Genomic DNA, 26427 nt, shown 5'->3' on the forward strand with positions numbered 1-26427 from the left:
TTGAAACAGCCCGGCGCCATTTGACAGCCCTTCGCCGATCACAGCCGTTGGAGGCGATATGTCCGACAAGAACGATTTCTACACAACGCGGGACTCCGGTGCACCTGCCGGAAGCGACGAGCATTCGCTCACCGTCGGTGCGGGTGGTCCCATCGTTCTGCACGATCACTACCTGATCGAGCAGATGGCACAGTTCAACCGCGAACGAATCCCCGAGCGACAGCCCCACGCCAAGGGAAGCGGTGCGTTCGGCACCTTCGAGACCACCGAGGACGTGTCCGCGTACACGTCGGCAGCTCTTTTCCAGCCCGGTGTGAAGACGGAGATGGTGGCGAGATTCTCGACGGTCGCCGGTGAGCGAGGAAGCCCCGACACCTGGCGCGATCCCCGCGGCTTCGCGCTGAAGTTCTATACGTCAGAAGGCATTTACGACATGGTCGGCAACAACACGCCGGTCTTCTTCGTGAAGGACCCGCTGAAGTTCCAGCACTTCATCCGGTCGCAGAAGCGTCGTGCCGACAACAACCTCCGCGATCACGACATGCAGTGGGACTTCTGGACACTCTCTCCGGAGTCGGCTCATCAGGTCACCTGGCTCATGGGCGACCGCGGAATCCCGAAGACCTGGCGTCACATGAACGGCTACAGCTCACACACGTATCTGTGGGTCAACGCCGAAGGTGTGAAGCACTGGGTGAAGTACCACTTCATCTCCGATCAGGGCGTCGAGTTCTTCACGCAGGACGAAGCCGATCAAATGGCTTCTGCCGACACCGATTTCCACACGCGGGATCTCTTCGAGAACATCGCAGGCGGAGGCCGACCGAGCTGGACGCTCAAGGTGCAGCTGATGCCCTACGACGACGCCGTCTCGTATCGCTTCAATCCCTTCGACCTGACCAAGGTGTGGCCGCACGGCGACTATCCGCTGCACGAGGTCGGCAAGATGACGCTGCACACCAATCCGACCGACAACCATGCTCAGATCGAGCAGGCGGCATTCGAGCCGAACAACGTCGTGCCAGGAATCGGATTCAGTCCCGACCGCATGTTGCTCGGTCGCGTGTTCGCCTACGCGGACGCCCATCGCGCCCGGCTCGGTGCGAACTACAAGCAGATTCCGGTCAACGCACCGCGCAACGACGTGCACAGCTACTCCAAAGACGGTGCGATGCGGATCAATCCGGTGACCGACCCGGTGTACGCACCGAACTCCAAGGGTGGTCCGGCTGCGACGTTCTCCGGCCAGGATGAGCCCCAGTGGGCTGCCGACGGTGAGATCATCCGCAGCGCCTACGTCGACCATCCCGAGGACGACGACTGGGGTCAGGCGGGCACCATGGTCCGCGAGGTCCTCGACGACGCCGCACGGGATCGGTTGGTGGACAACGTCGTCGGTCACCTGCTCAACGGTGTGACCGAACCGGTGCTTGCGCGCGCCTTCGAGTACTGGAGTCGCGTCGACTCCGATCTCGGCGCGAAGATCAAGAAGGGCGTCACGGAGAAGGCCGACGAGTCCGATCCGAAGGCCGCCGACCAGGGCAACCCTGCCCGGACGTCGGTGCAGCAGAAGGTCTGACGCCCCTCTGCCGAACGAGGCGCCCAGTGGGCTGAACACGGCGCACAGTCGACGGGAACTCCCGCCGACTGTGCGCCGCTTTTCGTCGAGTGGGCGCTTGGTCGTGCCGAGCGGGTGCTCTGGCCCGCCGACAGTGCGCGTGCGTCAGCCCTGCGCCGGCAAGACCCTGCGCAGGAACGCCAACAGATACATCAGCCCCGCGCCGTCGCGGACGTCGTCGTGGCCGGCGTTGACAGGGTGGAACTCGTAGCGTGTTCCTGCACGTCGGAACTGGCGGAGTAAGCGCAGTGTGAGTGGCAGCGGCACGCGAGAGTCTCTCCAGCCGTGCAGGATCAGGATCGGTGCGCCATAGCCGCCGGTGGGTACGGCCATGTACTCCGTGAGGGCGCGTCGGAACTCGTTGTCACCCAGTGGTTTCGACACGACGGAACCCGCCGCCACCCCGGCGACGAGCTCAGGCCAGGCGGCGCTGCACACCCCCGTGATCGCATCGGAGAGTCGTCGACCGGTCGGGGTCAGATACGAGCGCACGTCGACACGCTGGGGCGTCGCCGTCATCCCGGCCAACACGGCGAGCAGGCTACCCACCGGGAAACCGGGAATCGACGGCATGCCTGGCCGTGCCATCGCGAAGACGTGCTCGATATTCGACGCGGGGGCCAGCGCCGCGGTGCCGTGAAAGATCAGCTCTGGTGCGTACGTTGAGGCGCGGTGTCCGGTCGCCAAGGCGGCGTGCCCGCCCTGAGATTGTCCGGCAACCGCCCAGTGCTGCGACAATTCGCGGACACCGACGCGTGCGGCGCGGACGGCGTCGATGGTCGCGGTCGACTCGGTGTCGGTGTGCAGATAGGGATGGGGGCCGGGCGTGCCCGGGCCAAGGCCGAGGTAGTCCGGTGCGACGACGGCGTAGCCGGCTGCGTTGAGCCGACTGATCGCCTCGCCCGTGCCCGCCTGCAGGTCGGGAGAGCCGGTGAGCCCGCAGTGCTCCGACAACCCAGAGGTTCCATGGGTCCACGCGACCACCCGCCAGCCGTCGGCCGGTGCGTCGGCATCGGGAAGACAGACCAAACCCGTTGCCGTCACCGAGGATCCGTCAGGGCCGGGAGTCGTGTAGACGAGGCGGCGGACCGAGTGCAGCCCACCCCACGAGTCGATCGGTTCGAGTCGGACAAGGTCAGGCCGTCGACTCATCTTCACCCCCGTCACATCTGGCACCCGCCGGTCGGGTCACCGCGCGTGAGGGCCATTCAATCACCGGGGAGCGCCGGACGTCGGCGAGTGCACCGGATCGGCCGGGACGGGTGTCTCGCCGGGCGAACGTTGGCATAGTGAAGGCATGGACCTCAGTGACGCGATGCGCACGACGTTCGCTGCACGGCGCTACACCGACGACCCGCTCCCCGACGACGTGCTCTTCGACATCCTCGACGACGCGCGATTCGCTCCCAGCGGCGGAAACCGCCAGGGTGCGCACGTCGTCGTGGTGCGCGACGACGAAGCCAAGCGTCGACTGGCCGAACTCAGCAAGCCGGCAGCGCGACGCTACCTCGCGCAGAAGGCCGCTGGTGAGAGTCCCTGGAATCCGGTGAATCCGCCCTCGCTGAGCGAGACGGATCTCGCGGCCGTCGACGGGGTCGACGCTTTCGTCTCGCCGCTCGTCAATGCCCCCGTCGTCCTGGTGGTCTCGGTCGACCTCGCGGTTGTCGCCGCAACAGACCAGGATCTCGACCGGATCGGCGTGATCAGCGGTGCCTCGATCTACCCGTTGGTGTGGAACATCCTCCTCCAGGCCCGTGCGCACGGCTTCGGTGGCACGGTCACGACGATGGCCACAGCACAGGAACCCGACGTACGCGAACTCCTCGGCCTGCCGCCGACGTACGCGGTCGCCGCTGTGTTGCCCATCGGCAAACCGGTCAAACAACTCACCAAACTTCGTCGACAACCGGTCGACGAGTTCGTCACGATGGAGACATTCGACGGCCAGCCGTTACGGCATAGCGAGGAGGATCAGTGAGTGAACGTCAGGTACTACTCCCGAATGCCGAGCACCCCATCGCCGTCGAACCCGCGTCCGAGCACGTGCGGGTCAGCGTTGCAGGTCAGGTGATCGCCGAGACCGATGCGGCGCTCGTGCTGCGCGAGGCATCGTATCCGCCTGTCTACTACGACCCGCGCGACGATCTCGACGCAGCGCACCTCACGCGCAGCGGGCACCACACGTACTGCCCCTACAAGGGTGAGGCGAGCTATCACGGGATCGCTGCGCCGAACGGATCGGAGCTCGCCGACAAGGTCTGGTACTACGACGAGCCCTATCCTGCGGTCGCCGACATCGCCGGGCACGTCGCGTTCTATCCCGACGCGGTGACCATCGAGACCACCGCCAGGGAGGGGTGAGATGGACGTACAGACCATCGGTGACACGCTCGAGATAAGGCAACTGCTCACGCGCTATTCGACCGCTGTCGACGCCAGGGATTGGACGCTGTACCGGTCGGTGTTCACCGACGACGCCGAGATCGACTACACGTCATCGCCTTTCGGCATCACCGGAGGCGTCGACGACGTCGTGGACTGGCTCGAGCGCGGGTTGTCGTCGCTGGAGATGACAATGCACTACGTGATGAACATCGATGTGGAGATCCGAGGCGACACGGCCTCGGTGCGCGCACAGTTCTTCAATCTCATGCAGATTCCCGGACTCGGCGAACAGAGTTCGTGCGGCGGCTATTACCACCACGAACTCACGCGCACCGACGACGGCTGGCGCAGTAGGTCGATGCGCGAGGAGATCGTATGGTTCGTGAACTCTCCTGTCGGCTCCCACCGCTGACCAGCCGATAGTGCTCAGTTGTCCGGATAATCCGCCAGGGCGTCAGCGGCTCGGACGTATGCCAGATGCGACAGCGCCTGCGGCATGTTGCCGACCTGTCGGCGGGCGTCGACGTCGTACTCCTCGGAGAACAGCCCCACGTCGTTGGCGGTCGCCAGCCCCTGGGCCATCACCTTTTCCGCATCTGCACGACGGCCGCTGCGCGCATACTGCTCGGCGAGCCAGAACGTGCACGCCATGAAGGGATGTTCGGTTCCGTCGAGGCCGTCTACGTGTGACGACGTCCGGTAGCGCAACACCAGACCGCCATGCATGAGGGTGTTCTCGATGGCCTCGACGGTGGCCAGCATGCGCGGATCGTCGAAGTCGCAGAACCCGACCTGCGGCAATTGCAGTAGCGAGGCGTCGACCTCGGTGGTTCCCGGATACTGAACGAAGCGGCCGGTCTCCTCGTCGACCATGCTCTCCTCGATCTCGGCACGCACCTTGTCGCGCAACGCTTTCCAGTGGTTGGCCGGACCCTTCAGGCCGTGATCCTCGACGGCTCGTACCCCACGGTCGAAGGCCGCCCACACCATCGCCCGCGAATGTGTGAACTTGCGCAGCGGTCCCCGTATCTCCCAGATGCCGTTGTCCGGCTCGTCGATGTGTTCCTCGGCACGCTTGAGCAGCTCACGCTGCAGCGACCACGAGATCTTGTTCTCCGGCAGCCCAGCGGCGCGCGCCGCGTCGAGCGCGACGAGTACCTCGCCGATCGTGTCGGCCTGGAACTGGTCGACCGCACCGTTGCCGACACGCACGGGTGTAGAACCCTCGTAGCCGGGGAACTGGGGCATCTCGAGTTCCGGTAGCTCACGTTCGCCTGCGATGCCATACATGATCTGCAGCTGTTTCGGATCTCCTGCGATGGCGCGCAGCAACCACATCCGCCAGTGCTCGGCGACACGCACGAATCCGTGGCAGACGAGAACGTCGAGTGTCAGGGCGGCGTCACGCAGCCAGACGTAGCGATAGTCCCAATTGCGTGATCCGCCAATGGATTCGGGTAGTGAAGTGGTCGCTGCAGCGACGATCCCGCCCGTGTCGAGATTACTCAACGCGCGCAACGTGATCAGCGATCGCACGATCGTAGCGTCGCGCGACCCGGTGTGGTCTATACGCCCTGCCCACTCGGTCCACCAGTCGTGAGTTTCGCGCAGTGCGGCGTCGACGTCGAGCGGCTCGGGTTCTTCGCGATACGAGTGGTACCAGGTGAGCACCAGGTCGACGGTGTCGCCCTCGCGCACGGTCGTCGTCGCGCGGTGGACGTGGTCGGTGGCCTCCAGGGCGATACCGCGGACGATCACGGCGTCGGGACCGGCGACAGCCCGGAGTGCGGGATTGCGCTCGTCGCCGTGCTGCAGCACCCACGGGACCACCCGCGCATAGTCGAACCGCATGCGCAGTTCCGTCTCCATCTCGACGCTGCCGCTGATCCCGACGATCCGACGGACGAGGTCGACGCGTCCGCCGTCGATCGGCATGAACTCGTGCACCTCGACGACGCCGCCCGACGTTTCCCAGCGGGTCACCAGGATCAACGTCTCCCCGTCGTAGCGTCGCGTCACCGTGGCATCGAGGTCGGTGGGCGCGAGATGCCACGACCCGTGGTCGGGAGCTCCCAGCAGACTTCCGAAGATCGATGCGCTGTCGAAGCGCGGTACACACAACCAGTCGACGTCTCCCGTGCGGGAGATCAGCGCACCGGTGCGGCAATCCCCGACGAGTGCGTAGTCTTCGATATAGGCGGCCATGGTCTCGATTCTGCCTGTGATCGCAGCCTGCCCGGTGAATCTCCACGTATCGGGCACCGAAAGACATTCACTGTCGAGGAGGAACACGTGACCGGGACGTCGAACAGCGACTCGCAACTGACCACCCTGATCATCTTCGGTGCGACAGGCGATCTCACCAAACGTCTGCTGTTGCCCGCGCTCGGCCAGCTACTCGGTCTCGAACCAGACCTGAATGTGCGTCTCGTCGGTGTCGGCCGGCACGACCTCACCGACGAGCAGTGGCGTGACAAGGTGCGAGAGGCTTTCGCTGAAGAGAGGTCCGACGCTGCTGATCGTCTCGCCGACGACACCGTCTACCGCCAGGGTGATCCGACGGTGTCCGACGATCTGAGCAGGATTCTCGGCGAGGCGCAGGGCAGACCGGTGCTGTACTTCGCGGTCCCGCCGTCGGTGACCCGCAAGGCGTGTGAGGCGCTGCGCGACGTCGACCTTCCGCCCGGAACCACTCTCGCGCCCGAGAAGCCGTTCGGCAGCGACGAGAAGAGTGCGCGTGAACTCAACGAATTGTTGCTTGAACTGGTCCCCGAGAACCAGATCTACCGCGTCGACCACTTCCTGGGGCAATCGGTGCTCCTCGACCTGCTCGGGGTACGACTCGCCAACCGCGTGTTCGAGCCGGTCTGGTCGGGGACACACATCGAGTCGGTGGTGATCCGTTACGACGAGAGTCTCGGACTCGAGGGCCGCGCGGGCTATTACGACGGCGTGGGTGCGATGCAGGACATGATGCAGAGTCATCTCCTGCAACTGCTGGCGGTGGTCGCGATGGAACCGCCTGCCACCCTTGGCGAGCGCGACCTGCGCGACGCGATCGGTGCGGCATTGCGTTCGGTGTACCTGTGGGACGACGACCCGGTGACTGCGTCGCGACGAGCGCGCTACACCGCGGGCGAGGCAGGCGGTAAATCGTTGCCCGATTACGTCGACGAAGACGGCGTCGATCCAGCCAACAACACCGAGACGCTGGCCGAGGCCACCTTCGAGGTCCGCACGATGAGATGGCAGGGAGTGCCGTTCACGTTGCGTTCGGGCAAAGCGCTCGAGCCGGAGGCCAAAGAGATCGTCATGACCTTCCGCCCGCTGCGGCACATCCCTGAGCAGTTCGAGGGTGAGGTCGAGAGGAACGTCCTGCGTTTCACCTTCGGCCACGACGCGATGTCGGTGAAGCTCAATGTGCATCGTGGGTCACATCCGTTCTCGCTCAAGACGGTTGACCTCGATGCCGACTTCGGCAACGCCTCGATGCGTGCGTACTCCGAGGTCTTGTCGGGCATCATCAAGGGTGATTCGACGCTGGCCGTACGCGGTGACGCGGCCGAAGAGTGTTGGCGCATCGTCGATCCCATTGTCGATGCGTGGCGCGCCGACAAGGTGCCGATCGACGAGTATCAGGCGGGAAGTTCCGGTCCGGCGGACTGGCCCGAGTTGCCGCTGTAGCCGGAAGGATCAGGTGTAGATCGAATCATGTTGCAGCAGTTGATGCGTGAGATGTTCAGCTCGATGGTCGAGGCGAAGGACATCTCCAAGGTCGAGGAGTACTACGACCCCGACTTCATGCTCTACACCAACGGGCAGGTGCAGGATTACGCTGCCTTTCGTGCGGGCCACGAGCGTGTCTATCCCACCGGCATCTCCTACTCGGTCCGCTACGACGACGACACCTGGGTGGAGAACGGTGATCGCCTTGCCGGGCGGGTGTGGATCACCACGAGCCGCCCGGGCGAAGAGCCCACAGAGATCGAGGTCATGTTGATCGCGCAGTTCCGCGGCGGTCGAATTCTGCGGCTGTGGGAGCTCACCTGGCCTGACTGGTCGAACATGAAAGCGTTCGAGTCCTACGACGGGTGATGTCGTGGTGGTCTCCCGCCGGTGTCCCGCGCGCTAGCCTCGATGTCGTGGCCTTTCTGCGTATTCCGACGACCGTTCGACGCGCTGTCGCCGATGTCACCGTCTCTTTCGACGCCTCTCCCGACGAGGCCTTCGATTACCTCGCCGACCCACGCAATCGGCCGCAGTGGCAGGCGAGTCTGCGCGCAATCACCGATGTGATGCCGTTGGGCGATCATCCCGGTGACGTCGGAACGTCGTGGACCGATGTCACTGTGGTCCCCGGTGTGCGGCCACGGATGGAGGTCGTCGGGAGCGACCGGCCGCAGCGGTGGGTCGAGATCGGTCAGTGGCGATTTGTCGACGCGGCGCTGGTCCTGACGATCGAGCGGGCTTCCGACGGCTCGACGACCGTTGGCGCGCGGGCCGTGTTCACGCTTCCACTCGTGCTCGCGCCGGTGTTCGTGCCACTCGCGGTCGTCGTACCGTCGGCTGTCCGCGTCGATCTACGCGCTGCGGCAGCGGCGATCACCGCGCATCGTGAAGGGCGTCCCGCTGCTCAGGGAACCTGAATGGCGTTGAGTCCTGGGATCACACTGATGACCTGGGGTGCGGCTTTCCACTGCTCGCGCAGGACGCTGACGGTCGCGACGACCGGACCGGAACCGGTCTGGGCGACCGCGGACGTCGAGAGCTTCGCGGGTGTACCCGATACCGCATGGTTGGGCAGTCGCCAGTGCCGCAGGATCACGATGCCCCGCTTTCCCGTCTGCAGGTTCTGCCACGAGATCGAGAGGAATCGGTACGCGTACTGGTCGTGGTATCCCGCCGGAGACGGCACGGAGAAGGTCACGGCTGCGGGCGGGGGCGGGTACTGCAGCGTGCGCGGCGCCGGCCGGGCGACGACTGTCACCGGGTGAAACGAACCACCGGGAACGCTCGCGGGGCCCGCCTCGACGCCACCGATCGCTGGCACAGCGAAGGTGAGTACCTCGGACCGCGCAGCAGCGCCGGGTGCGGCACTCGCCATGGCGGGCTCGCTGACCAGTGACAACGCGGTCAGAGTCAGCGCGGTGACGACTGCGGTCAGTAGTCGTCGAACGGTGGTGGTCATCGTCGACTCCTTCGGAGGATTCGGGCAAGGTACTGGTGGGTCGGGGTCAAAACTCGATACCGGACGGGCAGCACATGGTGGCAACCGGACCGCGGATGGAGCATCGTGGGCACTGGTGATGGCGCTGACTTGATCCTGACCACTGCACCACGACATGCGAGAAACGGGCAACCATATGACTCCCGCAGCATCTGATGACGGAACGCCCGGCGTCAGCGCGTCGTCGGCGAAGGGGCGCTGGTTGATCGCCTCGGCCGTACTCGGGTCGGGTGTTGCTTTCCTGGACGGCACCGTCGTCAACGTCGCACTGCCGACCATCTCGCGTGACCTCGACACGGGACTCGCCGGACAGCAGTGGGTTGTCGACGGCTACATGCTGACCCTGAGCGCGTTGCTCCTCACCGGCGGCGTTGCAGGTGATAGGTACGGTCGCAGGGCGATATTCGTCGGCGGGTTGATCGTCTTCGCGGTCGCGTCGATCGCGTGCGGTCTGGCCCCGACGATCGAATGGCTCGTCGTGGCCCGTCTGGTGCAGGGCGTCGCGGCGGCCGCGCTAGTGCCCGGCAGTCTGGCTCTGGTCAACGCGGGTATCCGGGAAGAGGAACGCGGACAGGCCGTCGGACTATGGGCCGGAATGTCGGGAGCGACGAGCGCACTGGGGCCGTTCGTCGGAGGCTGGCTCGTCGACGCCGCGTCGTGGCGGTGGGTGTTCTTCCTGAGCGTGCCGATCGCGCTCGCCGCGGCGACGATCACGCTCCGGCACGTCGACGAATCGAAGGAACCCGCGGTGGAAAGTCGCCCGGATATCGCGGGGGCGGTGACGATCACGCTCGGACTCGCAGGGGTGATCGTCGCGCTGATCGAAGGGCCGTCGCGCGGGTGGACGTCGTGGATCATCGCCATCGGCATCGCAGGCGTTGTGCTTCTGGCGGTGTTCGTGCTGATCGAACTCCGCTCGCCTGCACCACTACTCGAGCTGTCGATGTTCCGGTCGGCGCAGTTCACCGGAGCCAACGCCACCACTCTGCTCGTGTACGCGGCGCTCGGCGGGGCGCTGTTTCTGGTTGCGCTGCAACTGCAACAGAGTCTGGGGTACTCGGCGCTCGAAGCCGGGGCCGCGATGGTGCCGAGCACCGTCGTGATGCTGTTCGGATCGTCGTTGTCGGGACGGATCGCGCAGAAGACCGGCCCACGCATTCCGATGACCGTCGGTCCGATCGTCGCTGCCGTCGGGCTCGCGCTCATGGCGCGGATCGTGCCCGGCGCGAGTTATCTCGGGGCCGTGTTACCCGCGGTTCTGCTGTTCGGGATAGGGATGACCATTACCGTTGCCCCGCTCACGGCCGCGGCTCTCGCCGCCGTCGACGATGCGCACGCGGGCGCGGCGTCTGGCGTCAACAACGCGGTGTCGCGGATCGCGGGATTACTTGCCGTCGCGGTACTTCCGGCGGTGGCGGGCATCAGCGCGGGGCCCGGTCAGCCGTTGGGTCACGGGTTCACGACGGCGATGCTGATCTCGGCGGTGTGCTGTGCGCTCGGCGGAGTCGTCGCCGCGGTCACCATCCGGTCGGGCACGGGCTTCCGACCGCAGGTGACGCCTACCATGAACGCCGCGTGTCAGGACCCGGCGACGCGGGTCGGGTCATGAGGCCGGACAGACGGAGCACGCACGGCACGATGTAGGCCATGGAACCGTCCATCAAGGGAGGAATCGTTGTCCATCCAGCGGAGGGTGCAGGAACTCGTGCAGCGTCGCAGCTTCGTCCCGGGAGTTGTCGACGCCGCACTGAGCGGGCAGGGCAGAAGCGTGGCCGATCTGACAGTCGTGATCACGGGCGCGTCTGCGGGGATCGGGCGAGAAGCTGCACGGCAACTCGCGGTGCGCGGTGCGCGCGTGATCGGGGTGGCACGCAACGAACAGGCATTGGCGTCCCTGGCAGAGGAAGTCGGCTGTGAGTATCGCGTCTGCGACCTGTCGGACGAGGCTGCGGTCGCAGCGCTCGTCGACGACCTGACGGGTGAGCAGATCGACGTGCTGGTCAACAACGCGGGCCATTCGATTCGACGCACGATCGTCAGCTCGACCGATCGGTTCCACGACTACCAACGCACTATTCGCCTCAACTATCTTGCCGCCGTGCAACTCTCGCTGGGATTGCTGCCCGGCATGATGGAGCGCGACGGTGGTCAGTTCGTGAACGTGTGCACCTGGGCGTTGCACGCGAACACCTTTCCACGGTTCTCCGCGTACGCAGCATCGAAGAGTGCGCTTGCGATCTTCGGGCGTAGTCTCAATGCTGAACAGGCAGAGGGCGTTCGGGCTACCAACGTCTACTTTCCGCTGGTTCGGACCGAGATGATCGCTCCGACAGCCGAATACGACGACATCGGTGCGCTCGACGTCGATGAGGCGGCGCGGTGGATTCTGCGCGCCATCACCCACCGGCCAGAGGAGGTATCGCCCGCGGTGGTCCGCTATCTGCTGCCGGTCATCGACCTCGTGTCACCGCGGATGTCGGATCGGACGATCGCGGCGATCACGTGAGTGGCGGGCGCAGTTCAGCGGCCGGTGAACTGCGCCTCCCGTCGTTCGACGAAGGATGCCATCCCCTCGGCGCAGTCCGCCGTCCCGAACAGTGCCGCGATGTCGGGATGGAGGCGGGCGATCGCTGCGTCATCACCCTGTGTCGCGGCGACTGTCGCCGACCGTAGCGTCGCCTGGACTCCGAGGGGAGCCGACTTCGTGGTGATCGTCTCGGCCAGTCTCATCGCGCTGTCGAGGGCATCGGCGCGGTCGGTGGCCACCTGCTGGATCAGCCCCAGCCGGTACGCCTCGGCCGCGTCGAACTCGTCACCGGTCAGTACCCACCGCATTGCGTTGCACCAACCCGCGACACGCGGAAAGCGTAGGGTCGCACCGCCGAACGGATAGATGCCGCGTCGAACCTCCGACTGTGCGAACCGGGAATCGGCTGCAGCGACGGCGATGTCGGCTGCGAGTAGTAGCTCGATTCCCAGTGTCATCACCCAGCCGTGAGCTGCTGCGATCAGTGGCGTGGTCCACGGGCGTCGAGCCTCCAGGGATCTCGATGTCCCTCGGGGATCGTGAGCGAGCCTTGCGCGAGATCGGGGCCGACGTCGAGGAGGTAGAGCCCGGCTGTGAAGGTGTCGCCGTGCGCGAAGAGCACCCCGCACCAGAGGTCGTCGTCGTTCTCCAACTGTCCGTAGGCCGCCGATAGCTCGGTGATCAGCCGCTTGTCGAAGGCGTTACGTTTGGCCGGCCGGTTGAGGCCGATCAGCAGGATGTGGCCGTCACGTTCGACGGTCACGGTCGGTTCCCTACTGGTGGTCGCGGCGTCCTGACCTGTTCCGTTGTGTGTCATGCGGTTTGTCCTGTCGAGTCGAAGGTGATGCGTACGCTGATCGCGTCGCTCTGGAGTGCTGCGAATCCGGCCGAGACCAATGGAGCCAACAGAGGGTTGGTGGCAAAGCTGCGAATACGTGCTCGCACGTCGCGGGCGGCTATCGATCAGCAGGGCCGAGCGCGGCTACAAACGTGGGCTCAATCGCTGAATGTGGCTGCTGCAGCACACATATCCTCACAATCGACCCACATCTGGAAGTCCTTCATCACAAACAACTCGTCGCCGTGGAGCGGCGCGGTTGCCGCTGCGCGATTGTCGTTTGCGAACCGGGGATCTCGATCCAACTTCTTGTCGGTGGCTGGCCGTAACATAGGATCAAACGTTCGATCCAGTCGCCGGGAGGGGGTGTGGGGTGTCGATCGAATCGGTGGGACCGGGCGCAGATTTTGGTGCGGGAGAAGATGATTCGACGTCCGATGCTGATCTGTCGGATTGGGCAACAGGCGTGCCTACAGCTTTGCTCGGTGGAATCGATCCGGCGGCTCCGGATGCTTCGGACACGGTCGCGGTGTTGGAGGGTCTGACCCGGTTACGTTGTGGTGAGGCGTTTGTGGTGTGGGCGCGATATCAGTCGATCGGGGTCCTCTATGACCGCCTGGTGGTCGAGCGTGCCGAGGCTGATGGGCTGATCGTGGATGGTTTCTCCGATGCCGCAGCACGCATTTCGGGAATCTTCGCGGTATCGCGGTCGCAAGCTGAACGCATGATCGACGAGGCGATCGTGTTGCGTGATGATCTGCCGCAGGTGTTTGGCTGTCTGCGTGAGGGGATCGTGTCGATCGACCAAGCGCGGCTGGTGATCTCACGCACCGACCTGGTCCGTGGACCGGGCACCCCGCCAGAGGTGGTGGCGGCCGTGGATGAGCAGATCGCGACCACGCTGCGCACGCGGCGCGGGTCATGGAAACGGCCCCGCCTGCGCGACATGGTTGATCGGATCGTGTTCCGCCAGGATCCGGATGCGGTGCGTGAACGCCGCGAGCGTGCGTTGGACAAACGAGGTGTGTTCACCGACAACTGTGGTGACGGGGTTGGGGAGATCACCGCGGTGATGTCGGCGGAGAACGTGCAAGTAGCGGTCGCTGCGGTACGACGCCTGGCCGACGCGGTATGTGACGGTGATGGTCGGACGCGTCAGCAACGCGCCTCGGATGCGATGTTCGCGCTGCTCTCGGGGTCCCGGTTCGAATGCGCCTGCGGCAGCATCGAGTGCACCGCGGCGATTCCCGAACCGGGCACGGTACCGCCGGCTGATCCGCGGTTCGTCATCCACGTCGTGTGCAATGAGGCCGCACTCACCGCGCCCGAAGTACTCTCCAGCACAGCCGAACCCGCCGACAGCACAGAGTCGCGCGTCGAAAGCTCCGCCGAGACATCCGATCCCGCCGCCGGCGCCGCGGGTTCGATGCCGGGTACCGGCGACGGGGTGGGGATCGGCGCGGATTCGGTTGACGACACCGACGCCGGTAGTGGCGAGACGTTCGATGCGGGGACCGATGCCGACGATGGGCCGGGCACCTGGACGGTGCGGGTCGACCGTCCGCGCCCGGACGTGTCGCCCGAGGCTGTGCCGGTGGGGTTCATGGATGGGTACGGCATCATCTCCGCCGAGCACGTGCGAGATGTCGCCGCGCGCCCGGACGCGGTGATCCACCGGGTCGTGCCGATCAACACGCCTGAGAACGCTGACGGCACCTTCACCCTGCCCGCACACGGCGTCGACCCGTACCGGCCGTCGACAGCGTTGGATGAAGCGGTGCGATGTCGCGACGGCTACTGTGTCGATCCCGGCTGCAGTCGTTCGGCGTGGACTGCTGACAACGATCATGTCGCCGAGTACGACCACCACAATCCGGATGCTGGTGGGCCACCAGTTACGAGAATCTCAACACGAAATGCCGGTACGGGCACATCCAGAAAACGTTCGGCAACTGGGTCGATGACCAGTACCGCGACCCGGCCACCGGCCGACTGGTCACCGACTATGTGACGCCTGAAGGGGTCGTCATTCCCGGTGACGCCGAAACCTTCGAAGACACCTTCCCCGGACTACGCCGACTCCGCTTCACCCCACCAACCACCGGCGATCCACCACCCCGACCACCAGCAACCTCATCGCCGCAGGCCTCACCGCGCCCCCGGACACGCGCGGCGAACAAACACGCCCGCCGCCGCGCCGAACGACGCCGCAACCGCCAACGCCGCCTCACCCGCGAAGCGCAGCGGCTCCTGATCGTCGACGACGTCGGGCCACCTCCGTTCTGAAAGTGATCTGCGGTGTCGCGGTGCTGTTCATCGTGCCGCCATCCGGATCAGGGTTTCGCCTTGAGGATCACCAGAGGTCGTAGCTCACGTTGACGTTGGGGTAGCCGGTGGCGATGTCGGGTTGGTTGATGAAGTAGTGGCCTCCACCAGAGGTGCCGGTCATGTCCGTGTTGACGTCGCCTCGGACGTTCTCGAGGTTGTACGTCGCAGTCGGACCGAAGGCGCCGACTCGGTAGTTGACGAACACGCTCTCGTAGCTGCTGTTGGGCGCGACGCTCACGACCGTCTCCGACGCTCCGGGTGCCAGTACGCGCGCGGGTGCCTGGACCCAGTTGCCGGTACCGGGGGTTGCCGAGACGAGCCATTCGGTCTTGTCGGTGTGGTTGGTGAGCGTCATGGCGACAGTGGGCTCGCCAGGGTGGGTGACCGGCAGCGTGCCCGCGTTGGCGAGCCCGGCTCCGCCCGCGGCGAGTGCTCCGGCGATACCGAGCCCTGCGATGGCGGCGAGGGTGCGGGTCTTGACGTTCTTCGAGATGGTCATCGTGTCTCCTCCGAGTGTCGTCCGGTCCCGGTCGGGGCTGGGCGGGTTGTTTCTGACACCAATGACTCTGCCGCTCATCAGGGGCGACGACCTTCCGCCGGCCGGGTGGTGGGGCGGTTGATCGTGAGGTCCGCCGATCGGGGGATACGCGGGACACGTCAGGGGCGACCGGGCCACCACTTCGGTTAACGAACCACCAGCCGTGCAAGCGTTGTCACTCGGCCGTTTCCATAGTTGTTCATTGCCTCCGGCGGGTGCAGTCACTGCAGTTCCTGACCGACTATTCGTGAACGCCGGCACATCGGAATAGTTCGCGCGGGATCACCGTCGACGCGCCACAACCTAGATGTGCTCTGTTCTGAATGTGTGTCCAATCGAAGGATGTGGGCGTTGCAGCATCCACATCCTTCGATACGACACACATTCAGCCCAGGGGTGCCGCCTCCTCGATCCAGAGGGCCCTGCCGAGCACCCGGCGACACACCGGCGCCGCAATGTTCACCCCCGGCGAAATATGCCCGGGAACAAACATCCGGCCACGAGGGTTGAGTCGGGCAGACTGAACTTTGGAGGTTACATGTCTGACACGTATTCAGTGCCCGTCCTCTTCGTTCCTGACCTGGTCGTCCTGCCCGGCATGGTTGTGCCCGTGCCCCTCGACGACGCCGCTCAGGCGACGGTGGACGCGGCCCGGGCCAGTGAGTCCGGAAAACTGCTGGTCGCCCCGCGCTTGGACGACCGGTACCCCACCTACGGGGTTCTTGCGTCGATCGTGCAGGTCGGCCGCATGCCCGGCGGCACCCAGGCCGCCGTGGTCAAGGGTGAGAAGCGCGCACACATCGGCACCGGCACCACGGGCCACGGCAATGCGCTGTGGGTGGAGGTCACCGAGGTCGCCGACGCCGAACCGAGCGCCGAGACCAAGGCGCTGGCCGCCGAGTACAAGAAGCTCGTCCTGGCCATGCTGCAGCGTCGCGAGGCGTGGCAGATCATCGACGCGGTCAACAAGATGACCGATCCGTCGGATCTCGCCGACACCTCGGGCTACTCGTCGTGGCTCGACGACGTGCAGAAGCGTCAACTGCTCGAGACGCCCGACGTCGGTGAGCGGCTGCAACTGCTGATCGACTGGACCAGCGAACACATCGCCGAGACCGAGGTCTCCGACAAGATCGCCGACGACGTCCGCAACGGTATGGAGAAGCAGCAGAAGGAATTCCTGCTCCGCCAACAGCTCGCCGCGATCCGCAAGGAACTCGGTGAGGACGAGCCCGACGGCGCCGACGACTACCGCGGTCGCGTCGAATCGGCGGACCTGCCCGAGAACGTTCGGGAGGCCGCGCTGCGCGAGGTCGGCAAGCTCGAGCGCGCCAGCGACCAGTCGCCCGAAACCGGTTGGATCAGAACATGGTTGGATACCGTGCTCGACCTTCCGTGGAACGTGACGACCGAGGATTCCACCGACATCAAGGGTGCTCGCGAGATCCTCGACGCCGATCACCACGGTCTCGACGACGTGAAGGATCGGATCGTCGAGTACCTCGCCGTGCGAGCCCGCCGTGCCGAGCGCAAGCTGCAGGTCGTCGGCGGACGCGGCTCGGGTGCTGTCATGGTGCTGGCCGGTCCTCCCGGCGTCGGCAAGACGTCGCTGGGTGAGTCGGTTGCCCGTGCGCTCGGCCGCAAGTTCGTGCGCGTCGCCCTCGGGGGTGTGCGCGACGAAGCCGAGATCCGCGGTCACCGTCGTACCTACGTGGGCGCGTTGCCGGGTCGGATCGTTCGTGCCATCGGCGAAGCGGGCTCGATGAATCCCGTTGTGCTGCTGGACGAGATCGACAAGGTCGGCTCCGACTTCCGGGGCGATCCCGCTGCGGCTCTGCTCGAGGTCCTCGACCCCGCGCAGAACCACACGTTCCGCGATCACTACCTCGACCTCGACCTCGACCTGTCCGACGTGGTGTTCCTCGCGACGGCCAACGTCATCGAGAACATCCCGTCGGCGCTGCTCGACCGCATGGAACTCGTCACCATCGACGGCTACACCGAGGACGACAAGGTCGCGATTGCCCGCGACTTCCTGCTCCCGCGGCAGGAGGAGCGTGCGGCCCTGACCAACGACGAGGTGTCGGTGAGTGAGGACGCGCTGCGTGAGATCGCTGCCAACTACACCCGCGAACCGGGGGTGCGCCAGTACGAGCGTCTGCTCGCCAAGCTGTTCCGCAAGGTCGCGACCAACATCGAAAGCGGCAAGGCCACAACGCCTGTCACAATCGAGGAGTCCGATCTCAAGGATTACCTTGGACGTGCCAGGTTCACCCCGGAGTCCGAGGAGCGCACCGCCGTGCCTGGCGTTGCCACAGGACTCGCGGTCACCGGAATGGGCGGCGACGTGCTGTTCATCGAGGCCAACCGCACCGACACCGGTGAGGGCAAGGGCGGTCTGCAACTGACCGGCCAGCTCGGTGACGTGATGAAGGAGTCGGCGCAGATCGCACTGTCGTATGTCCGTGCGCACGCACGCGAACTCGGCGTCGATCCGAGCAACCTCGAGGGCACCATCCACGTGCACGTGCCTGCTGGGGCGGTCCCGAAGGATGGCCCGAGTGCCGGCATCACGATGGTGACCGCACTTGTGTCGATGGCCACCGGCCGAAAGGTGCGCGCCGAGGTCGGCATGACCGGCGAGGTCACGCTGAACGGTCGCGTGCTCCCGATCGGTGGGCTCAAGCAGAAACTGCTTGCGGCACAACGCAACGGGCTGACACAGGTGTTCATCTCGCCGCGGAACGTCGCCGACCTCGACGACGTTCCCGCCGAGATCCTCGACGCCGTCACGGTCACACCGGTCGCCGACGTCGCGGACGTCGTCGCACAGGCCCTCGAGCCTGCCGCCGATGAAGCGAAAGACTCGGCCGTAGATCGGACAAACGAGACAGTCGCGGCCTGACACCGCGATACGACGAACCCCGGGAGGAGTCTCCCGGGGTTCGTTCGCGTCGCGGACCTGTTACGGGATGCTCGAGTCGCGGGTCGCGCGTGCCTTCGCGAGCACCTCCGGTTCCAACGTGTCGGGCGCAACGAGCCGCGTCTTCTCCCACTTGTGGTGGATCGGGCACCGCTGCACTCGGGTGCTGCCGAGGCGGATAGCCTTGAACGACACCGACGGCACCCAGATGGTGGAGTAGTAGGCCCCGCCCGAACATTCGACGATCGATCGCTCCATCGTGCTCCTCCCAACCGCTCGGTCACCGGCAGTCAGCGAGAATACTCCTCGCCACCGGCCGGTGAGCGACACGATCCGGTGCGCAGCACGGATGGTGTTGCCCTGCAACCGATCACCGATGCGCTCACATGCTCGGCGGCATCAACACCGTGTCGATCATGTACACCGTCGCATTGGCGGTCTTGACGCCACCGCAGACGACGCCGGAGTCGTTGACCTTGATGTCATTGCCCGATCCGGTGACGTTCACGTCCTGACCCTCGAGCGTCTTGTGCATCCCGTCGATCTTGTCGGGTGCCACCTGGCCCGAAACAACATGGTAGGTAAGGATTTTGGTCAGCAGATCCTTATCGGTCTTCAGCTTGTCGAGCGTCGCGGCATCGAGCTTCGCGAATGCATCGTCGGTGGGTGCGAACACGGTGTACTGACCGTTGTTGAGCGTGTCGACCAGGTTCACTTGCGGGTTCAACTGACCCGACACCGCCTGCGTCAGTGTCTTGAGCATCGGATTGTGCGACGCCGCGGTGGCCACCGGGTCCATCGCCATTCCCTCGACGGACCCGCTCCCGGACGGATTTGCCTTGGCGTAGTCGGCACATCCCGGTCCGACGAGAGCCGCGGGTGCAGCAGAACCGCTGGTCATCGGCATCTCCGACGACGACATCGGCGCCATCGACGACGCTGACGTATCGGACGACGAACTGCTGTCGTCGGAACAACCCGCGATGACACCGACGGTCAGTACTGCACCTGCCGCAGCAAGCGTCAGTCGTTGAAATCTGTTGGCTACCATGATCGATCCCATCATTGAGGAACAAACTCACCGGACTGTGAGTCTCAGGAGGTCATTCGCAGGTGGTTTCACCCCGGATGGGTGGGCTGCCAAGAAAGATTGCGACCCATCTGCACGCCTCGCTCGTACGAAGCCCCTGCAGAAGTTGACGCGCTACGACGTTGATGCGCTATGACGTGGACGCGCTATGAGGACGACTTCGGACGAGGAGCGTCGATATGGGTTATCGATCCGAAACCTGGCTCCGTGCTGCGGTTTCCGGTCCACTTGCTGTGATCGGCGGGTTGTCGGTCGGTGAGTTGACCGCTATTCCGTTGTCGCGCTTGGCGTCACCGTTTCAGTCGGTGGCTGCTTTCCTGGTGGATCATTCTCCTGCCCCGGCCCGCGAGTGGGCGATCGACACGTTCGGCACGAACGACAAGCTGGCGTTGATGATCGGCGTGGGCCTGGCCGTAGCCGTCCTGGCGGTGCTGGCAGGCATTCTGCAGGTGGTGCGCCCTCCTGCTGGTGCAGTGATCGTCGTTCTTGTCGCGCTGTTCGGCGTCGTCGCGGCGGCGACCCGGCCCACCGCGACCGCGGCCTACGTGATTCCGTCGATCGTTGCAGGTGTGGTCGCGGTTGCATTACTCGTCCTCCTCTGCCGCGGAGCGCGAGGTTCGCGTCGTGGCCCCGAACAATCGGAGGCCGTCACTGAGAAACCCGCTGTCCCGGAGGGGTCTGGCTGGTCACGTCGAACCTTCCTGGTCACCGCAGCCGTGGTGGCGGGGGCGTCGGCGGTGTCGCTGGTGGTCGCCCGGCGTCTGGCCGAAGCCGGTGGGGTCATCGCGGAGAGGGCCCGATTGGTGCTACCCAGACCTGCATCGACGGCGAGGGCGGTGCCGTCGGGCGTCGAGGTGAAGGGCGCAACGCCGTTCCTCACCGACAATGCGGACTTCTACCGCATCGACACCGCCCTGCAGGTGCCTCAGCTGTCCACCTCCGACTGGAGGCTGCGAATTCACGGGATGGTCGACCGCGAGGTCACGATTGACTGGAGCGATCTCATGGCGATGTCCGCACAAGAGCGGATCATCACGCTGACCTGCGTCTCCAATGAGGTGGGCGGCGATCTGGCAAGCAACGCCCGGTGGATCGGCTACCCGATGCGCGAGATCCTCGCACGGGCCAAACCGCATCCGGACGCCGACATGTTGCTCTCCACGAGCGTCGACGGATGGACGTCGGGAACACCTCTCGACGCGATCACCGACGGGCGCGATGCCATGCTCGCCGTCGGAATGAATGGAACGCCCCTGCCGCTCGAACACGGCTATCCCGTGCGGCAGGTGATACCAGGGCTGTACGGCTTCGTCTCTGCGTGCAAGTGGGTCGTCGATTGGGAAATAACGAGATTCGACCGCGCGCAATCGTATTGGGCCAAACGCGGCTGGGGTGTCAAGGCGCCCATCAAAACAGCTTCACGTATCGACAGGCCGGCGCCACTGTCGACCAACCCGGTCGGGCCGGTTGTCGTGGCGGGTACGGCATGGGCGCAGCACAGGGGCGTACGCAGAGTGGAGGTGAGGGTCGACGACGGCGAGTGGAACACCGCCACCCTCGCGACCGAGTACTCCACTGACACGTGGCGCCAGTGGAGCTGGACCTGGCAGGCGACGCCCGGCCAGCACACGCTGTACTGCCGGGCGACCGACGCCGAGGGGCGGACGCAGACCGAGCAGCGAGTGGCTCCGATTCCCGACGGTGCCACTGGTTGGCACAGCCGCGTGGTCCAGGTGGCCTAGCGTCATGCGCCTGGCTGCACCCGGACCGAACGGCTCGACTCAGGCCGTCTTCGACGCCAGGGCCTTCTTGCGACGAGTGAGCACACCCGCCGCACCTGCCGCAGACGCGATGAGTGCGGCGACGCCCACGCCGTCGCGAGAGAGCGGGTGCTTGATGACGGCGTCGACGGAGTACCGACCCGGCCCGGTCAGCGCCAGCGCGGCAGATGCGAGACCGAGGACCGCGGGAAACTCGAATCCGCCTTCCTGGGCGAAGAATCCGCTGGGGCGATGGACGTCGCTTGCTGCGAGCATGGCCGCGGCGCCGGCAGCGGCGGCGACGCGCGTTCCCGCACCGAGTGCGACGAGTCCGCCTGCGGCCTCACTGACGCCCGCGGCGACGGCCGAGGTCTTGGCCGGCTCGAAGCCCATGTGCTCCATGCCTGCTGCCGTGCCCTCAATGCCCGGGCCGCCGAACCAGCCGAGCAGCTTCTGTGCACCGTGCGCGAACAGGGTGGTGCCCACCGCGACGCGCAGGGTCAACAGACCGGCGTCGAGGGCAACAGAGCGTGAATCGGAATGTGACATGGGAGGGCCTTTCGTTCGTAGATCGCTAAGGGGACTGTAGTCCGCTTAGCGCCACGTCGTCTAAGCCGCGGCGGGAGATAATGCGCACACTCGTGCCGATCGCGCGACGCGTATTCGGTCGTATGGCGGAATAGGCTGGCACCGAGGTGTGCCGGTGCCGCCTCGTGTCCGTCGACCGACGAGAAGGAGCCGTGATGACCGAGTTGCCCGAGATCACCGATGCCGAGATGCAGACCATCATCGAGTATGCGCAGCCCTACACCGTGGCGATCCTCAAGGCCGGCCCCGAGCACGGCAAGCCGGAGTCTGCGGACCTGGTGAAAGAACACGGTCGACGCACGTTCGCGTTGCGCAAGGCCGGCGAGATCGCCGTGGTGCTCCCGGTGCGCGACGACTCCGACATCTGTGGGATCGCCGTCTTCGACCGCGACGTCGACACTGTCACCGCGATCATGAACGACGACCCTGCCGTGCAGGCCGGGGTGTTCACCTTCGACGTCCACCCCGCCGAAGGTCTCCCCGGCGACGCGCTTCCGCCTGCGCCGTAAGAGCACCGGGAGACCGAGGCGCCCAGACTTGCGCGAACTTCGCTCAACTTTTTTCTCCGAATCGGGAACAACCCTCCATCGGGTGTAGTTGCACCTATCGAGAAACCTGAGCCTGGCAGACTCAAGTAGACTTGACGCGGTAAGACTCAACCAGTAGGACATGAGTCGGACGCACTGAAGTCTCACACGTTCCAGGCGCAGGTTTGCAACGACCACCCCCCAGGTCGTGCCGCGAGCTCGACCCGGGGACAAGAACTTGGGTGCACACCCACAAACTAGGAGGAAATAACAGATGTCTCGTGCTGTTGGAATCGACCTCGGCACCACCAACTCCGTGGTGTCCGTGCTCGAGGGCGGCGAACCGACTGTCATCGCCAACGCCGAAGGCTCACGGACCACTCCGTCGGTCGTGGCGTTCGCGCGCAACGGTGAGGTACTCGTCGGGCAGCCTGCCAAGAACCAGGCAGTCACCAACGTCGACCGCACCATCCGCTCGGTCAAGCGCCACATGGGCGACACCGACTGGAACGTCGAGATCGACGACAAGAAGTACACCCCGCAGGAGATCAGCGCCCGCACGCTCATGAAGCTGAAGCGCGACGCCGAGTCCTACCTGGGTGAAGACGTCTCCGACGCGGTCATCACCGTGCCCGCATACTTCAACGACTCGCAGCGTCAGGCCACCAAGGAGGCCGGACAGATCGCGGGCCTCAACGTCCTGCGCATCGTCAACGAGCCGACCGCAGCCGCGCTGGCATACGGCCTGGACAAGGGTGAGAAGGAACAGACCATCCTGGTCTTCGACCTCGGTGGCGGTACCTTCGACGTCTCGCTACTCGAGATCGGCGACGGCGTCGTCGAGGTCCGTGCGACCTCGGGTGACAACAACCTCGGTGGTGACGACTGGGATCAGCGCATCGTCGATTGGCTCGTCGAGAAGTTCAAGACCAGCTCCGGCATCGACCTGACCAAGGACAAGATGGCCATGCAGCGTCTGCGTGAGGCTGCCGAGAAGGCCAAGATCGAACTGTCTGCCTCGCAGAGCACCTCGATCAACCTGCCCTACATCACCGTCGACGCCGACAAGAACCCGCTCTTCCTCGACGAGCAGTTGAGCCGCAGCGAGTTCCAGAAGATCACCTCCGACCTGCTCGAGCGCACCCGCGCTCCGTTCCAGGCGGTCATTAAGGACGCAGGCATCTCCGTCGGCGACATCGATCACGTTGTGCTCGTTGGTGGTTCGACCCGTATGCCCGCCGTCACCGATCTGGTGAAGGAACTCACCGGTGGCCAGGAGCCCAACAAGGGCGTCAACCCCGACGAGGTCGTCGCGGTGGGTGCTGCGCTGCAGGCTGGCGTGCTCCGCGGTGAGGTGAAAGACGTTCTGCTGCTTGACGTCACTCCACTGTCGCTCGGTATCGAGACCAAGGGCGGCGTGATGCACAAGCTGATCGAGCGCAACACCACGATCCCGACCAAGCGGTCGGAGACCTACACCACGGCCGAGGACAACCAGCCCTCCGTGCAGATCCAGGTCTACCAGGGTGAGCGCGAGATCGCTTCGCACAACAAGCTGCTCGGCTCCTTCGAGCTCGGTGGCATCGCTCCTGCGCCGCAAGGTGTCCCGCAGATCGAGGTGACGTTCGACATCGACGCCAACGGCATCGTTCACGTCACCGCGAAGGACAAGGGCACCGGCAAGGAGAACTCCATCCGCATCCAGGAGGGCTCGGGCCTGAGCAAGGACGAGATCGACCGGATGATCAAGGACGCCGAGGCCCACGCAGAAGAGGACCGCAAGCGTCGCGAGGAGGCCGAGACCCGCAACCAGGCCGAGTCGCTTGTCAACCACACCGAGAAGTTCCTCAAGGACAACGAGGACAAGGTTCCCGGCGAGGTCAAGGACAAGGTCAACGCTGCGATCTCCGAGGCCAACGAGGCGCTGAAGGGCACCGACATCTCGGCGGTCAAGAGCGCGATCGAGAAGCTCTCGGCGGAATCCCAGGAGATGGGTCAGGCGATCTACGCGGCATCGGCCGCAGAGTCGCAGGACGGCGCATCGGCCGACGGTGCCACCGCTGACTCCGACAACGACGTCGTCGACGCCGAGGTCGTGGACGAGCCGAACTCCGGGGACACCAAGTGACCTCACAGGAGCCCGAGCTCGACCCGGTCGACGTCGAAGTCGACGAGCCGATCACGGTCACCGACCGGCGGCGCATCGATCCCGAAACGGGTGAGGTGCGCCCCGGCGGTGCCGAGGAGGCACAGAGTTCGGAAGAGGCGGATACGGGTTCGGCCGAGGTTGCCGAACTCACCGCTGCCCTGCAGCGCGAGCGCGCTCAGTTCGCCAACTACAAGCGGCGGACCGAAGAAGAGAAGCAGGGACGCGTCGCCTACGGCAAGCAGATCCTGATCGACAAGCTGTTGCCGGTCCTCGACGACCTCGACCGTGCCCGCGAGCACGGCGATCTCGAGGGCGGACCGCTCAAGGGCGTGGCCGACAAGCTGATCGCCACGCTCGACGCCGAGGGATTGACGAAGTTCGGTACGCCGGGCGATCTGTTCGATCCCGAACTGCACGAGGCCGTCCAGAACGACGGCAGCGGAGCAGAACCCGTCATCGGTGCGGTGTACCGCAGCGGATACCGTCTCGGCGACAAAGTGATTCGCACAGCGATGGTCACGGTCACCGACCCGGATCCGGCGCAGCAGTCGGAGCCGCAGAACCAGCAGAGTGGTGCACAATAAACACCTGCACATGCACCGACGGCGCGTCGCGCGACATGACGCGACGCGCCGTCGGCGCTGCACGGCCCACCAACACAACACAGCTTTTCCACAACTCAAGACCAGACAACTTCACACAACCACGAAGGAGGTGACGTCTGGTGGCTCCACAACGAGAATGGCTCGAACACGACTTCTACAAGGACCTGGGCGTTGCTTCTGACGCTTCGGCTGAAGAGATCAAGAAGGCTTACCGCAAGCTCGCACGCGAGCTGCATCCCGACGCCAACCCGGGAGACAAGGAAGCCGAAGAACGCTTCAAGCGGGTGTCCGAAGCCCACAGCGTGCTCTCCGACGCAGACAAGCGTAAGGAGTACGACGAGACCCGTGCCATGTTCGCGGGCGGTCAGTTCCGCGGCGGCGGCAACGGGTTCCCGGGAGGATTCCCCGGTGGGGGAACGCGGTACTCGACGAGTAACGGCGCCGACTTCAACATCGGCGATCTCGGCGATCTGTTCGGCGGCGGGGGCGAGTCGAGCGGCGGCTTCGGCGACCTGTTCGACGGTCTGTTCAATCGCGGCGGTTCGTCGCGTCCGTCGACGGCGACTCGACCGCGTCGCGGCAACGATCTCGAGACCGAGACCACGCTGTCGTTCAAGGATGCGGCGATCGGCACGACCGTCCCGCTTCGGGTGACGAGTCCCGCGCCCTGTACGACCTGCCACGGAAGCGGCGCGAAGCCGGGAACCAGTCCGCGGGTCTGCCCGACTTGTAACGGGTCGGGGCTGGTGAGCCGAAATCAGGGCGCATTCGGTTTCAGTGAGCCGTGCCAGGACTGCCAGGGCACGGGATCGCGCATCGACGACCCGTGTACCGATTGCGACGGCTCAGGCGTCAAGGTCAGGGCACGCACCATCAATGTGCGTATCCCCGCAGGAGTCGAAGACGGACAACGGATTCGACTGGCGGGTCAGGGCGAAGCAGGTCGACGCGGCGCTCCGTCTGGCGACCTCTATGTGGTCGTCCACGTGACAGCCGACAAGATCTTCACCCGCAGCGGCAACGACCTCAAGGTGCACCTGCCGGTGAGCTTCTCCGAGTTGGTGCTCGGCGCAACGGTCTCGGTTCCGACACTCGAGGGGTCGGTGGGGGTCAAGATCCCGCCGAACACCACCGACGGGCGCACACTGCGCGTTCGCGGTCGGGGTGTCCCGAAGCGCACCGGTGGCGCGGGCGATCTGCTGGTCACCGTGAAGGTCGAGGTGCCGAGCAAGCTCGACGACGCCGCGACCGAAGCGCTCAAGACCTACGCAGAGGCGGAGAAGGCCAGCGGTTTCGATCCCCGTGCAGGATGGGGGCGATGAGT

24 protein-coding genes and 1 pseudogene are annotated in these 26427 nt (G+C 65.3%); 17 read left to right on the top strand and 8 right to left on the bottom strand.

All coding sequences use genetic code 11. From position 1 onward, the window contains the following. The first annotated feature begins 58 nt into the window (after positions 1-58). Positions 59-1579: a catalase gene (locus GOACH_RS17350; RefSeq protein WP_005177529.1), complete on the top strand. Its 1521-nt coding sequence runs from the start codon at positions 59-61 to the stop codon at positions 1577-1579. Between the two features lie 144 nt (positions 1580-1723). Here GOACH_RS17350 and GOACH_RS17355 read toward each other — a convergent pair whose 3' ends face one another. Beyond that, positions 1724-2770 (bottom strand): alpha/beta fold hydrolase, encoded by a 1047-nt coding sequence (locus tag GOACH_RS17355; protein ID WP_005177530.1) that lies wholly within the window; start codon positions 2768-2770, stop codon positions 1724-1726. Positions 2771-2915: 145 nt separating this feature from the next. On the opposite strand from GOACH_RS17355, the gene GOACH_RS17360 reads away from it, so the two are divergent. From GOACH_RS17360 to GOACH_RS17370, 3 genes are read left to right on the top strand one after another with little or no spacing between them, the layout of a single operon-like run. Next, a complete protein-coding gene (locus GOACH_RS17360; protein ID WP_005177532.1) occupies positions 2916-3596 on the top strand; it encodes a nitroreductase family protein in 681 nt (226 codons plus the stop codon). After that, positions 3593-3979 carry a DUF427 domain-containing protein gene (locus GOACH_RS17365; protein ID WP_005177534.1) on the top strand — a complete coding sequence of 129 codons (387 nt, stop codon included), beginning with the start codon at positions 3593-3595 and terminating at the stop codon, positions 3977-3979. The genes GOACH_RS17360 and GOACH_RS17365 overlap by 4 nt, the downstream gene beginning before the upstream one ends. 1 nt (position 3980) lies before the next feature. Further along, positions 3981-4415 carry a nuclear transport factor 2 family protein gene (locus tag GOACH_RS17370; RefSeq protein ID WP_005177536.1) on the top strand — a complete coding sequence of 145 codons (435 nt, stop codon included), beginning with the start codon at positions 3981-3983 and terminating at the stop codon, positions 4413-4415. Positions 4416-4429: 14 nt separating this feature from the next. Here GOACH_RS17370 and GOACH_RS17375 read toward each other — a convergent pair whose 3' ends face one another. Continuing rightward, complete coding sequence (locus GOACH_RS17375) at positions 4430-6208, bottom strand: glycoside hydrolase family 15 protein (RefSeq protein WP_040519060.1); 1779 nt, start codon at positions 6206-6208, stop codon at positions 4430-4432. An 87-nt stretch (positions 6209-6295) separates the two neighbouring features. Between GOACH_RS17375 and GOACH_RS17380 the strand changes: the two genes are divergently transcribed. Genes GOACH_RS17380 through GOACH_RS17390 form a run of 3 tightly spaced genes read left to right on the top strand, consistent with a single transcriptional unit; the run spans position 6296 to position 8649 of the window. Beyond that, complete coding sequence (locus GOACH_RS17380) at positions 6296-7687, top strand: glucose-6-phosphate dehydrogenase (RefSeq protein ID WP_005177540.1); 1392 nt, start codon at positions 6296-6298, stop codon at positions 7685-7687. Positions 7688-7714: 27 nt separating this feature from the next. After that, positions 7715-8098, top strand: a complete 384-nt coding sequence (locus GOACH_RS17385; RefSeq protein WP_005177541.1) for a nuclear transport factor 2 family protein — start codon at positions 7715-7717, stop codon at positions 8096-8098. Further along, entirely contained in the window at positions 8098-8649 is a 552-nt protein-coding gene (locus tag GOACH_RS17390; RefSeq protein WP_005177542.1) for an SRPBCC family protein, read from the top strand. Before GOACH_RS17385 ends, GOACH_RS17390 begins: the two co-directional genes overlap by 1 nt. Here the strand turns inward: GOACH_RS17390 and GOACH_RS17395 are convergent. Then, complete coding sequence (locus tag GOACH_RS17395; protein ID WP_040519044.1) at positions 8637-9191, bottom strand: hypothetical protein; 555 nt, start codon at positions 9189-9191, stop codon at positions 8637-8639. The two genes, GOACH_RS17390 and GOACH_RS17395, sit on opposite strands and share 13 nt — an antisense overlap. A 175-nt stretch (positions 9192-9366) precedes the next feature. Here GOACH_RS17395 and GOACH_RS17400 point away from each other — a divergent pair, with 175 nt between their 5' ends. Further along, on the top strand, positions 9367-10839 hold the full coding sequence (locus GOACH_RS17400; protein WP_005177545.1) for a DHA2 family efflux MFS transporter permease subunit: 1473 nt from the start codon (positions 9367-9369) through the stop codon (positions 10837-10839). Between the two features lie 66 nt (positions 10840-10905). After that, positions 10906-11736: an SDR family NAD(P)-dependent oxidoreductase gene (locus GOACH_RS17405; RefSeq protein ID WP_005177548.1), complete on the top strand. Its 831-nt coding sequence runs from the start codon at positions 10906-10908 to the stop codon at positions 11734-11736. Positions 11737-11750: 14 nt separating this feature from the next. Here the strand turns inward: GOACH_RS17405 and GOACH_RS17410 are convergent. After that, positions 11751-12574: pseudogene (locus tag GOACH_RS17410) on the bottom strand (crotonase/enoyl-CoA hydratase family protein). Positions 12575-12968: 394 nt separating this feature from the next. Here GOACH_RS17410 and GOACH_RS17415 point away from each other — a divergent pair. Both GOACH_RS17415 and GOACH_RS24565 read left to right on the top strand, forming a co-directional pair. Further along, positions 12969-14606: a DUF222 domain-containing protein gene (locus GOACH_RS17415; protein WP_052004053.1), complete on the top strand. Its 1638-nt coding sequence runs from the start codon at positions 12969-12971 to the stop codon at positions 14604-14606. Further along, complete coding sequence (locus tag GOACH_RS24565) at positions 14603-14881, top strand: hypothetical protein (protein WP_052004054.1); 279 nt, start codon at positions 14603-14605, stop codon at positions 14879-14881. The genes GOACH_RS17415 and GOACH_RS24565 overlap by 4 nt, the downstream gene beginning before the upstream one ends. 67 nt (positions 14882-14948) lie before the next feature. On the opposite strand, the gene GOACH_RS17420 is transcribed toward GOACH_RS24565, so the two are convergent. Further along, positions 14949-15422 (bottom strand): hypothetical protein, encoded by a 474-nt coding sequence (locus tag GOACH_RS17420; protein ID WP_005177559.1) that lies wholly within the window; start codon positions 15420-15422, stop codon positions 14949-14951. 577 nt (positions 15423-15999) lie between these two features. Between GOACH_RS17420 and lon the strand changes: the two genes are divergently transcribed. Then, positions 16000-18366 (top strand): endopeptidase La, encoded by a 2367-nt coding sequence (gene lon / locus GOACH_RS17425; protein ID WP_005177560.1) that lies wholly within the window; start codon positions 16000-16002, stop codon positions 18364-18366. A 60-nt stretch (positions 18367-18426) separates the two neighbouring features. On the opposite strand, the gene GOACH_RS17430 is transcribed toward lon, so the two are convergent. Further along, entirely contained in the window at positions 18427-18642 is a 216-nt protein-coding gene (locus GOACH_RS17430) for a hypothetical protein (protein WP_005177563.1), read from the bottom strand. A gap of 124 nt (positions 18643-18766) precedes the next feature. Beyond that, positions 18767-19435: a fasciclin domain-containing protein gene (locus GOACH_RS17435; RefSeq protein ID WP_040519062.1), complete on the bottom strand. Its 669-nt coding sequence runs from the start codon at positions 19433-19435 to the stop codon at positions 18767-18769. 218 nt (positions 19436-19653) lie between these two features. Between GOACH_RS17435 and GOACH_RS17440 the strand changes: the two genes are divergently transcribed. After that, positions 19654-21216 (top strand): molybdopterin-dependent oxidoreductase, encoded by a 1563-nt coding sequence (locus GOACH_RS17440; protein ID WP_005177569.1) that lies wholly within the window; start codon positions 19654-19656, stop codon positions 21214-21216. 39 nt (positions 21217-21255) lie between these two features. Here GOACH_RS17440 and GOACH_RS17445 read toward each other — a convergent pair whose 3' ends face one another. Beyond that, positions 21256-21783: a DoxX family protein gene (locus GOACH_RS17445; RefSeq protein WP_005177573.1), complete on the bottom strand. Its 528-nt coding sequence runs from the start codon at positions 21781-21783 to the stop codon at positions 21256-21258. 194 nt (positions 21784-21977) lie between these two features. On the opposite strand from GOACH_RS17445, the gene GOACH_RS17450 reads away from it, so the two are divergent. From GOACH_RS17450 to dnaJ, 4 genes are all read left to right on the top strand, one after another. Then, positions 21978-22331 carry a hypothetical protein gene (locus GOACH_RS17450; RefSeq protein ID WP_005177576.1) on the top strand — a complete coding sequence of 118 codons (354 nt, stop codon included), beginning with the start codon at positions 21978-21980 and terminating at the stop codon, positions 22329-22331. A 292-nt stretch (positions 22332-22623) separates the two neighbouring features. Further along, positions 22624-24477 (top strand): molecular chaperone DnaK, encoded by a 1854-nt coding sequence (dnaK, locus tag GOACH_RS17455; protein WP_005177578.1) that lies wholly within the window; start codon positions 22624-22626, stop codon positions 24475-24477. Beyond that, entirely contained in the window at positions 24474-25082 is a 609-nt protein-coding gene (gene grpE, locus GOACH_RS17460; RefSeq protein ID WP_005177580.1) for a nucleotide exchange factor GrpE, read from the top strand. Before dnaK ends, grpE begins: the two co-directional genes overlap by 4 nt. Before the next feature lie 140 nt (positions 25083-25222). Then, entirely contained in the window at positions 25223-26425 is a 1203-nt protein-coding gene (gene dnaJ / locus GOACH_RS17465) for a molecular chaperone DnaJ (protein ID WP_005177583.1), read from the top strand. Positions 26426-26427 lie beyond the last annotated feature (2 nt).

It is taken from the genome of Gordonia aichiensis NBRC 108223 (assembly GCF_000332975.1).
In the GTDB taxonomy this organism is placed as follows: domain Bacteria; phylum Actinomycetota; class Actinomycetes; order Mycobacteriales; family Mycobacteriaceae; genus Gordonia; species Gordonia aichiensis.

Excerpts from the sequence above, each read along its gene's own strand:
- GOACH_RS17445 (WP_005177573.1), bottom strand. The coding sequence starts at position 21,783 with ATGTCACATTCCGATTCACGCTCTGTTGCCCTCGACGCCGGTCTGTTG.
- lon (WP_005177560.1), top strand. The coding sequence starts at position 16,000 with ATGTCTGACACGTATTCAGTGCCCGTCCTCTTCGTTCCTGACCTGGTC.
- GOACH_RS17375 (WP_040519060.1), bottom strand. The coding sequence starts at position 6,208 with ATGGCCGCCTATATCGAAGACTACGCACTCGTCGGGGATTGCCGCACC.
- GOACH_RS17395 (WP_040519044.1), bottom strand. The coding sequence starts at position 9,191 with ATGACCACCACCGTTCGACGACTACTGACCGCAGTCGTCACCGCGCTG.
- GOACH_RS17370 (WP_005177536.1), top strand. The coding sequence starts at position 3,981 with ATGGACGTACAGACCATCGGTGACACGCTCGAGATAAGGCAACTGCTC.
- GOACH_RS17420 (WP_005177559.1), bottom strand. The coding sequence starts at position 15,422 with ATGACCATCTCGAAGAACGTCAAGACCCGCACCCTCGCCGCCATCGCA.
- GOACH_RS17350 (WP_005177529.1), top strand. The coding sequence starts at position 59 with ATGTCCGACAAGAACGATTTCTACACAACGCGGGACTCCGGTGCACCT.
- dnaK (WP_005177578.1), top strand. The coding sequence starts at position 22,624 with ATGTCTCGTGCTGTTGGAATCGACCTCGGCACCACCAACTCCGTGGTG.
- GOACH_RS17430 (WP_005177563.1), bottom strand. The coding sequence starts at position 18,642 with ATGGAGCGATCGATCGTCGAATGTTCGGGCGGGGCCTACTACTCCACC.
- GOACH_RS17440 (WP_005177569.1), top strand. The coding sequence starts at position 19,654 with ATGGGTTATCGATCCGAAACCTGGCTCCGTGCTGCGGTTTCCGGTCCA.
- GOACH_RS17400 (WP_005177545.1), top strand. The coding sequence starts at position 9,367 with ATGACTCCCGCAGCATCTGATGACGGAACGCCCGGCGTCAGCGCGTCG.
- GOACH_RS17450 (WP_005177576.1), top strand. The coding sequence starts at position 21,978 with ATGACCGAGTTGCCCGAGATCACCGATGCCGAGATGCAGACCATCATC.
- GOACH_RS17360 (WP_005177532.1), top strand. The coding sequence starts at position 2,916 with ATGGACCTCAGTGACGCGATGCGCACGACGTTCGCTGCACGGCGCTAC.
- GOACH_RS17435 (WP_040519062.1), bottom strand. The coding sequence starts at position 19,435 with ATGGTAGCCAACAGATTTCAACGACTGACGCTTGCTGCGGCAGGTGCA.
- GOACH_RS17390 (WP_005177542.1), top strand. The coding sequence starts at position 8,098 with ATGTCGTGGTGGTCTCCCGCCGGTGTCCCGCGCGCTAGCCTCGATGTC.
- GOACH_RS17385 (WP_005177541.1), top strand. The coding sequence starts at position 7,715 with ATGTTGCAGCAGTTGATGCGTGAGATGTTCAGCTCGATGGTCGAGGCG.
- GOACH_RS17355 (WP_005177530.1), bottom strand. The coding sequence starts at position 2,770 with ATGAGTCGACGGCCTGACCTTGTCCGACTCGAACCGATCGACTCGTGG.